Source organism: Streptomyces sp. CB01201, from assembly GCF_002803085.1.
GTDB lineage: Bacteria > Actinomycetota > Actinomycetes > Streptomycetales > Streptomycetaceae > Streptomyces > Streptomyces hundungensis.
This window is the reverse complement of record NZ_NNBJ01000004.1, coordinates 62,810-75,306: the sequence shown is the minus strand read 5'-3', so window position 1 is coordinate 75,306 and position 12,497 is coordinate 62,810. Positions and strand designations below refer to the sequence as shown.

General features: G+C 71.8%; 15 protein-coding genes. 8 read left to right on the top strand and 7 right to left on the bottom strand.

Translation table 11 applies throughout. The features are described from left to right. Positions 1–91: 91 nt before the first annotated feature. Positions 92–853: a SigE family RNA polymerase sigma factor gene (locus CG740_RS10490; RefSeq protein ID WP_100574774.1), complete on the bottom strand. Its 762-nt coding sequence runs from the start codon at positions 851–853 to the stop codon at positions 92–94. Positions 854–1,043: 190 nt separating this feature from the next. Here CG740_RS10490 and afsQ1 point away from each other — a divergent pair, with 190 nt between their 5' ends. The 5 genes from afsQ1 (at position 1,044) to CG740_RS10465 (ending at position 4,846) form a co-directional block, all read left to right on the top strand. After that, positions 1,044–1,721 (top strand): two-component system response regulator AfsQ1, encoded by a 678-nt coding sequence (gene afsQ1 / locus CG740_RS10485; RefSeq protein WP_189762146.1) that lies wholly within the window; start codon positions 1,044–1,046, stop codon positions 1,719–1,721. Between the two features lie 40 nt (positions 1,722–1,761). Next, entirely contained in the window at positions 1,762–3,264 is a 1,503-nt protein-coding gene (locus tag CG740_RS10480; RefSeq protein ID WP_100574772.1) for a sensor histidine kinase, read from the top strand. Beyond that, positions 3,261–3,887, top strand: coding sequence for a hypothetical protein (locus CG740_RS10475; protein WP_100574771.1), 627 nt, complete (start codon positions 3,261–3,263; stop codon positions 3,885–3,887). The genes CG740_RS10480 and CG740_RS10475 overlap by 4 nt, the downstream gene beginning before the upstream one ends. 109 nt (positions 3,888–3,996) lie before the next feature. After that, a complete protein-coding gene (locus CG740_RS10470) occupies positions 3,997–4,548 on the top strand; it encodes a VanZ family protein (RefSeq protein ID WP_100574770.1) in 552 nt (183 codons plus the stop codon). A gap of 94 nt (positions 4,549–4,642) precedes the next feature. Continuing rightward, positions 4,643–4,846: a PspC domain-containing protein gene (locus CG740_RS10465; protein WP_100574769.1), complete on the top strand. Its 204-nt coding sequence runs from the start codon at positions 4,643–4,645 to the stop codon at positions 4,844–4,846. Positions 4,847–4,858: 12 nt separating this feature from the next. Here CG740_RS10465 and CG740_RS10460 read toward each other — a convergent pair whose 3' ends face one another. The 3 genes from CG740_RS10460 to CG740_RS10450 all read right to left on the bottom strand — a co-directional run bounded on the left by CG740_RS10460 (position 4,859) and on the right by CG740_RS10450 (position 7,209). Further along, positions 4,859–5,545, bottom strand: a complete 687-nt coding sequence (locus tag CG740_RS10460) for a hypothetical protein (RefSeq protein WP_100574768.1) — start codon at positions 5,543–5,545, stop codon at positions 4,859–4,861. A 78-nt stretch (positions 5,546–5,623) separates the two neighbouring features. Beyond that, positions 5,624–5,929, bottom strand: coding sequence for a hypothetical protein (locus CG740_RS10455; RefSeq protein WP_100574767.1), 306 nt, complete (start codon positions 5,927–5,929; stop codon positions 5,624–5,626). A gap of 125 nt (positions 5,930–6,054) precedes the next feature. Then, positions 6,055–7,209, bottom strand: coding sequence for an adenosine deaminase (locus tag CG740_RS10450; protein WP_100574766.1), 1,155 nt, complete (start codon positions 7,207–7,209; stop codon positions 6,055–6,057). A 114-nt stretch (positions 7,210–7,323) separates the two neighbouring features. On the opposite strand from CG740_RS10450, the gene CG740_RS10445 reads away from it, so the two are divergent. After that, entirely contained in the window at positions 7,324–8,088 is a 765-nt protein-coding gene (locus CG740_RS10445; RefSeq protein WP_100574765.1) for an alpha/beta hydrolase, read from the top strand. Positions 8,089–8,109: 21 nt separating this feature from the next. Here the strand turns inward: CG740_RS10445 and CG740_RS10440 are convergent, their stop codons facing one another. Continuing rightward, entirely contained in the window at positions 8,110–9,006 is an 897-nt protein-coding gene (locus CG740_RS10440; protein WP_199846399.1) for a LysR family transcriptional regulator, read from the bottom strand. Between the two features lie 119 nt (positions 9,007–9,125). On the opposite strand from CG740_RS10440, the gene CG740_RS10435 reads away from it, so the two are divergent. Together CG740_RS10435 and CG740_RS10430 are read left to right on the top strand one after the other, a co-directional pair. After that, a complete protein-coding gene (locus CG740_RS10435) occupies positions 9,126–10,409 on the top strand; it encodes an MFS transporter (RefSeq protein WP_100574763.1) in 1,284 nt (427 codons plus the stop codon). A gap of 91 nt (positions 10,410–10,500) precedes the next feature. Further along, positions 10,501–11,499 (top strand): sigma-70 family RNA polymerase sigma factor, encoded by a 999-nt coding sequence (locus CG740_RS10430; protein WP_100574762.1) that lies wholly within the window; start codon positions 10,501–10,503, stop codon positions 11,497–11,499. Positions 11,500–11,541: 42 nt separating this feature from the next. Here CG740_RS10430 and CG740_RS10425 read toward each other — a convergent pair whose 3' ends face one another. Next, a complete protein-coding gene (locus tag CG740_RS10425; RefSeq protein ID WP_100574761.1) occupies positions 11,542–11,862 on the bottom strand; it encodes an STAS domain-containing protein in 321 nt (106 codons plus the stop codon). A 21-nt stretch (positions 11,863–11,883) separates the two neighbouring features. Beyond that, a complete protein-coding gene (locus CG740_RS10420; protein ID WP_100574760.1) occupies positions 11,884–12,474 on the bottom strand; it encodes a Uma2 family endonuclease in 591 nt (196 codons plus the stop codon). Positions 12,475–12,497 lie beyond the last annotated feature (23 nt).

The following is a 12,497-nucleotide window of genomic DNA, read 5'->3' as shown; positions in this document are numbered from 1 at the left end:
CGCCGCTTCCCCCGTTCCCCCCGGTTCCCCTTTTTCCCGTGGCTGGTCCCCGTGTCCCCCGCGGACCAACCGCGTCCCCTCCCCCAGACCTTCAGGCCACCAGCTCGCCGAAGGACTCCTCCTCGTCACGCCCGAAGCTGAGGACCTCGTCCTCGCGCAGCCGGCGCAGCGAGCGCCAGATGCTGGACTTCACCGTGCCGACACTGATGTCGAGTATGTCCGCGATCTCCGGGTCGGTACGACCCTCGTAGTAGCGCAGCACCAGCATCGTGCGCTGCGTCTCGGGCAGGCGGGCCAGCGCCTGCCAGAGCACCGCGCGCAGTTCGGTGCCGCGCATCGCGTCCGTGTCGCCGGCCGTCTCCGGCAGCTCCTCGGTCGGGTACTCGTTCAGCTTGCGCCGCCGCCAGGCGCTGATGTGCAGGTTGGTCATGGTCCGGCGGAGATAGCCGCCGACGGCCGCCTTGTCACTGATGCGGTCCCAGGCCCGGTAGGTGGAGAACAGCGCGCTCTGGAGCAGGTCCTCCGCCTCGTAGCGGTCGCCGGTCAGGTGGTAGGCGGTGGCGTACAGGGAGGCGCGGCGCTCCTGGACGTAGGCGGTGAACTCCGCCTCCGACAGGCTGCTCCGCTCCCCCGAGCCCTCCCCGTAAGCCGCCTGGCCGTTCCCCTGCGGATTGTTCCCCGCGGCCGGAACCGCGGGGGCGTCAACGACCGTCATGTAGGACGGGTGCTGACGCCCGGCGCCGCGAGCGCACCCCCGTACCCCCGCGCCGGCGCCGGACTTCTCGGTGCTCCGTACGACGTCGTGGAGACGCGTCACAACTGCGCTGGAGTTGTTGCTGTGCAGTGCTTTCATCTCGCGCCCCCCGTCGGGTGGAGTCAGTTCATCGGCTTGCCTGGTTACGAGGACGAGCTTGCCGGGGCCACTTCATCAGGAGGTCCGCCGAGTGTCACAGGCCTGTCACAGGGGCCTGTGAACGCGCTGTCGCGGGTCAGGGGCCGGACGGGGGTCGTACTCCTCTGGCTCATGGGCCAGAATGACCTCCGTGCCTTTCCTGTTGCTGATCGAGGACGACGACGCCATCCGCACGGCCCTCGAACTCTCCCTGTCACGCCAGGGCCACCGTGTGGCCACCGCGGCGACGGGAGAGGACGGCCTGAAACTGCTGCGCGAGCAGCGGCCCGACCTGATCGTGCTGGATGTGATGCTGCCCGGGATCGACGGCTTCGAGGTGTGCCGCCGCATCCGGCGCACCGACCAGCTGCCGATCATTCTGCTGACCGCGCGCAACGACGACATCGACGTCGTGGTGGGCCTCGAATCCGGGGCTGACGACTACGTTGTCAAGCCGGTCCAGGGGCGGGTCCTCGACGCCCGGATCCGGGCGGTGCTGCGCCGCGGCGAGCGCGAGGCCACCGACTCGGCGGCGTTCGGCAGCGTGGTGATCGACCGGGCCGCGATGACCGTCACCAAGAACGGCGAGGACCTCCAACTCACGCCCACCGAGCTGCGGTTGCTGCTCGAACTGAGCCGCCGCCCCGGCCAGGCGCTGTCCCGCCAGCAGCTCCTGCGGCTGGTGTGGGAGCACGACTACCTCGGCGACTCGCGCCTGGTGGACGCCTGTGTGCAGCGGCTGCGCGCCAAGGTCGAGGACGTCCCGTCCTCGCCGACGCTGATCCGCACGGTCCGCGGCGTGGGCTACCGCCTGGACACGCCCTCGTGAACCTGACGCACTTCCCCCGCACGCCAGTCGAGCAGGCCCGGTGAAGCGGACCGTACTCGCCGGACTGCGCTGGACCAGTCTGCGGCTCCGTCTCGTCGTGGTGTTCGCCCTCGTAGCGCTGACCGCGGCCGTCTCCGCCTCCGGCATCGCCTACTGGCTCAACCGCGAGGCCGTACTGGTCCGTACGCAGGACTCGGCGCTCAACGACTTCCGCCAGGGCATGCAGAACCGGGCCGCCTCGCTGCCGCTCCAGCCCACCGAGCACGACCTCCAGGTGTCGGCCAAGCAGATGGCGGACAGCAGCAACTCCCGTTACAACGTGCTGCTCATGGCCGAGCGCGCCCCCGGCAAGCCGATCGTGGGCGCGTCCGACGTGGACGGCTTCACGCTCGACGACGTGCCCGCCTCGCTCCGGGAGGCCGTCGACAAGAAGCAGAAAGTCACCCAGAGCAACGCCTACCCGTACCACCTGTTCTGGCAGCGGATCACGCTGCACGGGCGCCCCTACCTGGTGGGCGGCACGAAGATCATCGGCGCCGGGCCGACGGGGTACATGCTGGCCCCGCTCGACCAGGAGCGGCGGGACCTCAACTCCCTCGCCTGGTCGCTCGGCATCGCCACCTTCCTCGCGCTGCTCGCCTCCGCGCTGCTCGCGCAGGCGGCCGCCACCACCGTGCTGCGGCCGGTGCAGCGGCTCGGGGACGCGGCCCGCAGGCTCGGCGAGGGCAAGCTCGACACCCGTCTGCGCGTCTCCGGAACCGATGAACTCGCCGATCTGTCAAGGACGTTCAACAGGACGGCCGAGAACCTGGAGAAGAAGGTCACCGACATGAGCGCGCGCGAGGAGGCCAGCCGCCGCTTCGTCGCCGACATGTCGCACGAGCTGCGCACCCCGCTGACCGCGCTGACGGCCGTCGCCGAGGTCCTCGACGAGGAGGAGGACAGCCTCGATCCGATGATCGCGCCCGCGGTGCGCCTGGTGGTCTCGGAGACCCGGCGTCTGAACGTCCTGGTGGAGAACCTGATGGAGGTCACCCGCTTCGACGCGGGCACCGCGCGTCTGGTCCTGGACGACGTGGACATCGCCGACCAGATCACGGCGTGCATCGACACCCGGGCCTGGCTGGACGCCGTGGAACTGGACGCCGAGCGCGGCATCATGGCCCGCGTCGACCCGCGCCGCCTGGACGTGGTGCTCGCCAACCTGATCGGCAACGCCCTCAAGCACGGCGGTTCGCCGGTGCGGGTCGCGGTCCGGGTGGAGGGCGAGGAACTGGTGATCGCGGTGCGCGACCACGGGCCGGGCATCCCCGAGGACGTACTCCCGCACGTCTTCGACCGGTTCTACAAGGCGAGCGCCTCGCGGCCGCGCTCGGAGGGCAGCGGGCTCGGCCTCTCCATCGCGATGGAGAACGCGCACATCCACGGCGGCGACATCACCGCCGCCAACTCCCCCGAGGGCGGCGCCGTGTTCGTGCTGCGGCTACCGCTGGACCCGACCCCGGCCACCGCGACGACGCCGGAAGGAGACGCGGCGCAGTGAGAGGACGACTTGGCCGGGCAGCCGTCGTGCTGGCCGGGCTGCTCGCGCTGTGCGCGACCGCCACCGGCTGCGGCATCCGGCCCACCTCGGTGCCGGTCGACGCGGGCCCGGCTCCGTCCCGGGTGCCGTGCGAGGTGCCGGACAGCGCGGTCACCCCGCAGTTCGAGGGGGTCACCGTCGAGGTCTATCTGGTGTGCGGGGCGCAGCTGGTCACCACCCAGCGGTCGGTGCGGATCCCCGAGTACAAGGGCGCCCAGGACCGGCTCCGGTTCGCGCAGGCGCTGCTCGACGAGCTCATGGCGGCGCCCTCGGGCACCGAGAAGGAAGCCGGGTTCACCACGGAGGTCAAGGGCCCGCTCACCGTCACCGCGGGCCGCGGACACGATCCGGCCGGCGCGCTGCGCCTGAGCCGCAACCCCGAGGACCTGTCCGCGCTCGCCCTGTCGCAGGTGGTCTGCACCTACGCCGAGAACACGCCGACGGCGCCCGGCGCCCAGCAGGTGGTGCTCGGCGGCCCCGGCGAGGATCCGGCCCGCGGCTACACCTGCACCTCGGAGATGAAGTCCCGCCCGGACAGCGCGGCCACCCTCGGTGACATTCCCCGGCCCACTCGCAGCGCGTAGGGCCGTCCCGCGGGCCCGGGCCCTTCGGCCCGGGGCGGGCCGGCCCGGGTGCACCGAATCACTCGGCCGCGGCGGAACCGTTCCCGTCGCGGTCGGCGTCTTGGGGGGCGTGCAGCAGCGTCAATGTCAAGACGGCAGCGCCGTCATCCGGGTCCGCATCGCGGGCGGCGTCCTCCTCCTCGCGCATCTGCTGCTCGTGGCGTGGACCTCGCTGCGGCCACGGGACGTGTTGTGGGTGACGGCCACCAATCTGACGCCGTTCGCCGGCATCAAGGCCGACCTCGCGCTCGGCCCGTTGCAGGCCGCGCACCAGATCGGCGAGGGCCTGCTGCTGCTCGCCCCGCTGGGGGTGCTGCTTCCGATGGTGGGCGGCCGCCTCCGGGTCTCTCCGCTGGCCTCCCTGGTCCGCACGGTGCTCGCCGGGGCGCTGATCTCGCTCGGCATCACGCTGTTGCAGACGGCCGTGCCGGGCCAGGTCCCCGATGTCGACTCGCTGCTCCTGAACACCGCCGGCGTCGCCCTCGCCCATCTCGCGGTGGTACCGGCCGGGCGGCGCAATCTCCGCCGCAGGAACCAGCGCGAGCACCCCGAACCCGTCCTCCGGGAGGAGACGGCTCAGGGACGAACCCCGACAATTCCCAGGGTTGGGATGGCCCCCTAGTCCGACGCCCCGGCGGGCTCCGGCCGGGAGCATGGAGACATCGCAAGGGAGCCGGTCAGAGCGGCTCCCGCACTCCAGCTCCGAAGGAGCCGTCATGAGCGCCCCTCTTGTCCGCCCGACCGAAGGCCGCCGGATCGGCGGGGTGTGCGCAGCGCTGGCCCGGCGCTTCGGCACCTCCGCGACCACGATGCGGTTGATCTTCCTCGTCTCGTGCCTGCTGCCGGGACCGCAGTTCGTCATCTACCTGGCGATGTGGGCCCTGATCCCTGCCGAGAAGTCCCCGCGCGCCGCCTGGTGACCGCGTGAGCGGTCAGTCCCCGACGGTCCGGATCAGCTTGGCCAGCTGCCGGTCGGCGATGTCGTGCGGCACGGAGGCGGCCGCCGGTGCCCGGCCGGACAGGTCGATCGCCATGAAGCGCACGATGGTGGCGCCCTGCCGCACCACAAGGATGTGCACGGGGGCGGGCGCGCCCTGCGCGAACACGGAGGCCGTCCAGCTGACCGACGCGTCGCCCGCCACCTCGTACGTCACCGCGCGCACGTCCCGGTAGACGGCCCCGCGGCCGTCGAGGACCGTGCCGAACCCGGCACCGCAGCGGGCCAGGGCCGTCCTGAGCCCGTCCATCAGGCGCCGGGCATCGGCTGCGGAGTACGCGGACAGCGAGGCCGACACCGCGAGGCCGGGCGAACGACGCGAGCCCAGACCCCGGCTCACGGTCGCACGAGCCCGGTCGTCGGGGGCCGTGCCCATCACCTCGGCCAGCGGCGCACAGTCCGCGCGGTCGGCCCGCGGGGCGTTTCGGGTCTCACCGGGCGAGGGCGCGCCGGAGATCTCGTAGCCGGGTACGTCGTCCGCGGTGAGGGCGGCCCGTTCCAGTGCGGTCGGCGTCCGGGTGCTCACCGATTCGGCCGACCCGTCCGGCGGTCCGGCGCAGGCGGCGGCGAGCAGCGCGGTCGCGGTGAGCACCGCCGCTCGGGCGGCCGCCTTCGGGCGCATGATCCAGACCCTACTCACACCCGTCGGGGCGCACACCCGGCTCACGGGTGTGCGCCCCGACGGGACGGGGTGCGGGGGTCAGCCGGTGAGGCCGCCGCTCGTCAGGTTGCTCGCCACCGGGCCGGTCGGCAGCGAGTCGGTGGGCAGACCGCCGAGCAGGCTGCCCACCGGGTCGCCGGACGTCTTCTTCTGTCCGCCCGCCAGCGCCTCGGGCGAGGCCGCGGGCAGCACCTTCTGTGCGGTGCCGAGCGGGGTGCCCGCGGTCACGGTCGACAGCGCGCCCAGGGCCGCTGCCGAGGGGACGGCGGAGGCCGTCCCGGCGGCAGCGGCGGCGAAGGCGGCACCGAGGGCAACGACACCGAGCGTCTTGGCAGACTGCTTCATCAGAAATTCGTCCTTGGGGAGGGAAAGGTGAGCGGCTCGCCAAGGTAGCCAGCGGACCACCCGGGCCGCAAACATGTGAAAGCGGCCGCGAGTTCACACTCCCGGCCGCTTCCCTATTCCTACGATCAGTTGCTCGCCTTCGCAGAACCGCTGGTCGTAGCGGTCTGCTGGAACAGCCATTCGGATTTCAACTCGGCATAACCGGGCTTGATCACGTCATTGATCATGGCCAGTCGTTCGTCGAAAGGAATGAATGCTGATTTCATCGCATTGACCGTGAACCACTGCATGTCTTCCAGTGTGTAGCCGAAGGATTTCGTCAGGTGCTCGAATTCCTGACTCATGCTGGTGCCCGACATCAACCGGTTGTCGGTATTCACCGTGGCCCTGAAGTGGAGCTTGCGCAACAGCCCGATGGGGTGGTCCTCGTAGGAGGTGGCGGCGCCGGTCTGGAGGTTGGAGGTCGGGCACATCTCCAGCGGGATCCGCTTGTCGCGCACGTACGAGGCGAGCCGGCCGAGCTTCACGCTGCCGTCCTCGGCGACCTCGATGTCGTCGATGATCCGCACCCCGTGTCCGAGCCGGTCGGCACCGCACCACTGGAGCGCCTGCCAGATCGACGGCAGGCCGAAGGCCTCGCCGGCGTGGATGGTGAAGTGGTTGTTCTCGCGCTTGAGGTACTCGAAGGCGTCGAGGTGACGGGTGGGCGGGAAGCCCGCCTCGGCACCCGCGATGTCGAAGCCGACGACGCCCGAGTCCCGGTAGGCGTTGGCGAGTTCGGCGATCTCCAGGGCGCGGGCCGCGTGCCGCATCGCGGTGAGCAGCGCGCCCACCCGGATGCGGTGGCCGTTGGCCCTGGCCCGGCGTTCGCCTTCGCGGAAGCCCTCGTTGACCGCCTCGACGACCTCTTCGAGGGTGAGGCCCTGCTCCAGGTGCTGCTCCGGCGCGTACCGCACCTCGGCGTAGACGACGCCGTCCTCGGCGAGGTCCTCGGCGCATTCGGCGGCGACGCGGAACAGCGCGTCCCGGGTCTGCATGACGGCACAGGTGTGCGCGAACGTCTCCAAGTACCGTTCCAGGGAGCCCGAGTCGGCGGCCTCGCGGAACCAGACGCCGAGCTTGTCGGCCTCGGTCTCGGGCAGACCCGTGTATCCCGTCTCGCGGGCGATGTCGATGATGGTCCCGGGACGCAGACCCCCGTCTAGGTGGTCGTGGAGCAGCACCTTCGGGGCACGGCTGATCTGATCCGGGCTGGGTACGGATGCGGTCTGGCTCGTCATCTGCGCACTCTAGCCCCTACGCGCGTAGATCGCCCGGCTTCCGCGGGCCGTCGATACGTAACAGTGACCGTGCGGACGGGTGGCGTACACCCCGGCTTCTGAGACTGTTCTGCCATGGCACAGCAAGCGATTCCCCTGCCTGCTGCCCGGCTGGGACGGGCCGTCGGCGCGACCGGCGCCGGCGCGACAGTCAGCGGTGTGGTCCTCGTGCTGCCGGACGGCGATCCCGTCTCGGCACGCCGGCCCTCCCCACTCGCGTACGCGGCCGCACTGCCGCTGGCCCGCAGACTGGCCAGGGACGGCCGAAAGGATGGCCTGGTGGCCCACGTCGTGCGCTACCGGGGCCAGGGCTGGAACGGCGGCGACGCACGGCTCGCCACGGACGCCGAGTGGGCCGCGGACGAGGTGGTACGGCGCTACGGAGACGTCCCGGTGTGCCTCGCGGGGCACGGCATGGGCGGCCGGGCCGCCTTACGGGCGGCGGGCCATCCGGCCGTCAACTCCGTTCTGGCGCTGGCCCCTTGGATCCCCGAGGACGACGTGGCGGCCGACCCGGAGCCGGTGAAGCAGCTGGTGGGCCGGCGCGTGATGATCGTGCACGGCACCAATGACTCGCGCAGCGACCCGGAGCTGTCCTACCGGCTCGCCGAGCGCGCCAAGAAGGCGAACCGGGACACCTGCCGCTTCGAGGTGCACTCCGACGGCCACGCGCTGCGCCAGCACCGGCCCGAAGTCCACGCGCTGGCGGTCGACTTCGTCTTCGGCACCCTGTTCTCACGCCCGTACGCACGGCCGGTCACCGACGCTCTCGCCGCGCCGCCGCCACTGGGGCTGCGCATGCCACTGGCCGCCGGGTTCGGCAAGTCCCTTCATCCGTAAGGGAGTTGCGGATCGGCGCGGCTACTGGGGGATCAGCTTTCCCCGCCGGGACAGCAGGAAGGCCTTGAAGGCGGCCACCGGCGGGGTGTCCGGGTGGCCGTCGAGCCAGGCGACGCCGATCTCGCGCACCGCGCGCGGGGCGGTGACGGTCAGCTCGACGACCCCCGGTCGGGCGACCGCGGGCGGCGGCAGCAGCGCGACACCGAGCCCGGCCGCTACCAGACCGCGCAGCGTCTCGGCCTCCTCGCCCTCGAAGGCGATGCGCGGGGCGAACCCGGCCTCGGCGCACAGGTCGTCGGTGATGCGGCGCAGCCCGTAGCCGGGCTCCAGCGTCACGAAGGCCTCGTCGGCTGCCTCCGCGAGCCGCACCCGCTTGCGGCCCGCCAGCCGGTGGTCGTCGGGCACCACCAGGCGCAGCCGCTGCTCGTCCAGGCGCCGGGCCGCGAGGTCGGGTGCGTCCGGCACGGGCGAGGTCAGGCACAGGTCGAGCTCGCCGGCCCGCAGCCGCTCGATCATGGCCTCGCCGTAGTTCTGCACGAGGGTGAAGCGGATGCGGGGGTGGTCGACCCGGAAGGCGCGGATGAGGCCCGGCACGGTCTCGGAGCCCATGGTGTGCAGAAAGCCGAAGGCGACCTTGCCGGCCGCCGGGTCGGCGTCCGCGCGCACCGAATCGGCGGCCCGGCCGACCTCCGCGAGCGCCCGCTCGGCGGAACCCAGGAAGGTGCGGCCCGCGGCGGTCAGCGAGACGGTACGGCCCTTGCGCGCGAACAGGGCGACGCCGAGATCCTCTTCGAGGCGGACCATCGCGCGTGACAGGGTCGACTGGGGCACTCCGAGCTCATGGGCGGCGCGCGTGACGTGCTCGTGCCGGGCCACCCCGGCGAAGTAGGCGAGGCGCGGCGCCAATGCCATCGCCATGTCTTCTTCGTAACTGTTCAATGACACGCGCGCCTCTGACCTTTGCTGATGCAGGAGTGGATCGATTGTCCCCCATCTGTGCATTGGACGCATAAACGTGCCGGGCCTACGGTCGTCGTATGCCTCCCGCCAGTACCGGGGCGTCCACCACCATGGCCGCCTCCCCCTTGTCGTCCCCGCTCCAGCTCACCCCCGGCGCCGCCGGCTACCGCCGGATGAGCTTCGCGCTCTTCGCCGCCGGTGTCGCCACCTTCGCCCTCCTCTACTCCACCCAGGCCCTGCTGCCGCTGATCTCCGCGGACCTCGGGGCCACGGCGAGCGCGGCCAGCTGGACGGTGTCGGCGGCGACCGGCGCGCTCGCCCTGTTCGTGCTGCCGCTGAGCGCGCTGTCCGAGCGGTTCGGCCGGACCCGGATGATGACGGTGTCGCTGGCCGTCGCGGTGGCGGTGGGCCTGCTCGTCCCGTTCGCGCCGAACGTGGGCTGGCTGGTGGCGCTGCGCGCGGTGCAGGGTGCGGCGATCGCGGGGCTTCCGGCCTCGGCGATGGCGTACCTGGCGGAGGAAGTGAAGCCGAAGGCGCTGGTCGCGGCGATCGGCCTGTTCGTCGCGGGCAACTCCATCGGCGGCATGAGCGGGCGCATCCTGACCGGCTGGGTCGCGCAGGCCTGGGGCTGGCGCGCGGCGCTGCTCGCGGTGGGCGCGCTGGCCGCCCTGTGCGCGGTGGCGTTCCGTCTCCTCCTCCCCAAGGCCCGTCATTTCACGCCGGGTTCGCTGAACCCGCGCGCCCTGGCCCGCACGGTGCGCGGCCACCTCGCCGACCCGCTCCTGGTCCGGCTGTACGCGATCGGCGCGCTGTTCATGACGGTGTTCGGCGCGGTCTACACGGTGATCGGCTACCGCCTCACCGCGGCCCCGTTCAACCTGCCGCAGGGTCTGATCGGCTCGATCTTCCTGGTCTACCTGGTCGGCACGGTGTCCTCCGCCGCGGCCGGCAAGCTGGTGGCCCGGGTGGGCCGGCGCGGCGCCCTGTACCTGGCGGTGTCCACGACCGCGGCGGGCCTGCTGCTGTCGCTCGCGTCCTCGCTCCCCGCGATCCTGGCCGGCCTGGTCCTGATCACCGCGGGCTTCTTCGCGGGCCACGCGGTCGCCTCCTCCTCGGTGAGCCACACCGCCAAGCACGGCCGCGCCCAGGCCTCGGCGCTCTACCAGTCCGCGTACTACCTGGGCTCCAGCGCGGGCGGCACGCTCGGCGCGGTCGCCTTCCATGCGGGCGGCTGGCCGGCCACGGTGCTGCTCGGCGTCCTCGCGGTCCTCGGCGTCGTCTCGGTGACCCTGTACGGCTCGCACGCGGCCCGCGCCGAGCGCCGCACCCACCGTCTTCACCTGGCGCACGCCCGTCACTGACCTGCGCGTTCTTCGGTTCACGCGCGATTGTCAGTGGGGTCGGGTAGCTTCCGAAGTGCTGGCATTACACGGCACGACGCGGGGTGGACCGATGAGTGATCTGGCAGCGGCGGCGGATCTGGACGTACGCCTCGAAGAACACCGAAGAGAGCTGACGGGGTACTGCTACCGGATGCTCGGCTCGGCCTTCGAGGCGGAGGACGCGGTGCAGGACACGCTGGTGCGGGCGTGGCGCAGCATCGACAAGTTCGAGGGCCGCTCCTCGCTGCGCTCGTGGCTGTACCGCATCGCGACCAACGTCTGTCTGGACATGCTGACCGCGGGCAACAAACGGGCCCGCCCCATGGACCTGACGGCGGCCACGCCGGTGGCCAACGCCCAGCTGAACTCCCGCCCGGAGGTGACCTGGCTGGAGCCGGTGCCGGACGGTCGGGTGCTGCCCACCATCGAGGACCCGGCGGAGGCCGCGCTCGCCCGGGAGTCGGTGCGGCTCGCCTTCGTCGCGGCGCTCCAGCACCTGCCGCCCAAGCAGCGCGCGGTGCTGATCCTGCGCGAGGTGCTCGCCTGGAAGGCGGCGGAGGTCGCCGAGCTGCTCGACACGAGCGTGGCATCGGTCAACTCGGCGCTCCAGCGCGCCCGTTCGACGCTGGCCGAGTCGGAGCCGAAGCAGTCGGACGCGGCGGACCCGCTGGACGAGGAGCAGCAGAAGCTCCTGGAGCGGTACGTGGCGGCCTTCGAGGGCTACGACATGACGGCCCTGACCGCCCTGCTCCACGAGGACGCGACGCTGTCCATGCCGCCGTACGACCTGTGGCTGCGCGGCCACGACGACATCGTGGGCTGGATGCTGGGCGTGGGCGAGGTCTGCCGGGGCTCCCGCCTGCTCCCCACGGTGGCCAACGGCACCCCGGCGTTCGCCCACTACCACCCGGACCCGGCGGGCGGCTTCACGCCGTGGGCCCTGATGGTGATCGAGACGAGCGGGGGCAAGGTCTCCGGCATCTGCTCGTTCCTGGACACGGACCGCTGGTTCCCCCTGTTCAACCTCCCGGCCCGCCTGGACGCGGAGGGCAACCCGGAGACGCCGTAGGCATAGGGATGGGGCCGGGGTGGCCGTCGGGGGCGCCGCCCCCTACTCGCCCCCCAGCCCCGTCAGCTCCAGGAGCGCCACCAGCCCGGCCCCGGCGTTGCGCATACGGACCCGTCTCCCGGCCCGCCGGGCCGTGAGCCGCAGCCGGGCCACGGCCTCGACGGCGGCGAGGTCGGCCCGGGTCACCGCGGCGAGGTCGCACACGACCTCCGCGGCCCCGCCTCCGTAGAGCCGGCGCAGCCGCTCGCACAGGTGCGGGACGTCGGCAAAGGTGACGGGGTCGGGGACGACGAGGACAGGGTGCTGCTCCGGGGGCTCGGTGGCTTCCACAACGGTGAGACCGGGGCGGGGCGTGGAATTCATCGGTGGCGGAAGCCGACCGGGCTAGTCGACCGGGAAGCTTCCGGTGTCGATCTCCAGGTCGAAGGGCGCGGGCAGCGTCAGCTTCTCGCCGTATTCGACCGTGCCGAGGACGCGATAGGTGCCGTGCTCCGGTTCGCCGTAGAGCGTCGCGGTCGGCCGACCGGAGTGCCAGGGGTCGAGGAGCAAGTACAACGGCACGCCTGCCCTGGCATAGCCGTGGGTCTTCGTCACCCGGTCATGGTTGGCGTTGCTCTTGGAGGTGACCTCGACGACGAGCTCGGCGTCTTCCGCAGCGGTACGCCCGTCCGGCCCCTGGCTCAGGCGTGATCGCGGCATGACCACGAGGTCGGGCACGTAGAGGCCCGCGCTCTGCTGGAGGGCGACGCCGAGAGTCTGGTAAACGCCCCAGTCCTCTGGAATCACGCTGTAGAGGCGGCGGTGTAGCTGTTCAGCGGTGTCGTTGTGTTCGTCGGATGGCGGTGGTGACACGGTGACGATCCCCTCGATGATCTCCACCTTGCAGCCCTCGGGTGCGTCCGTCTCCTCCCAGATCCGGACGACGTCGTCCCACTCGTGGCCGCTGCCGGCGTGGTCGACGGTGAGTGCGCTCATGGCGGTCTCCCTGCGTCGGTTCG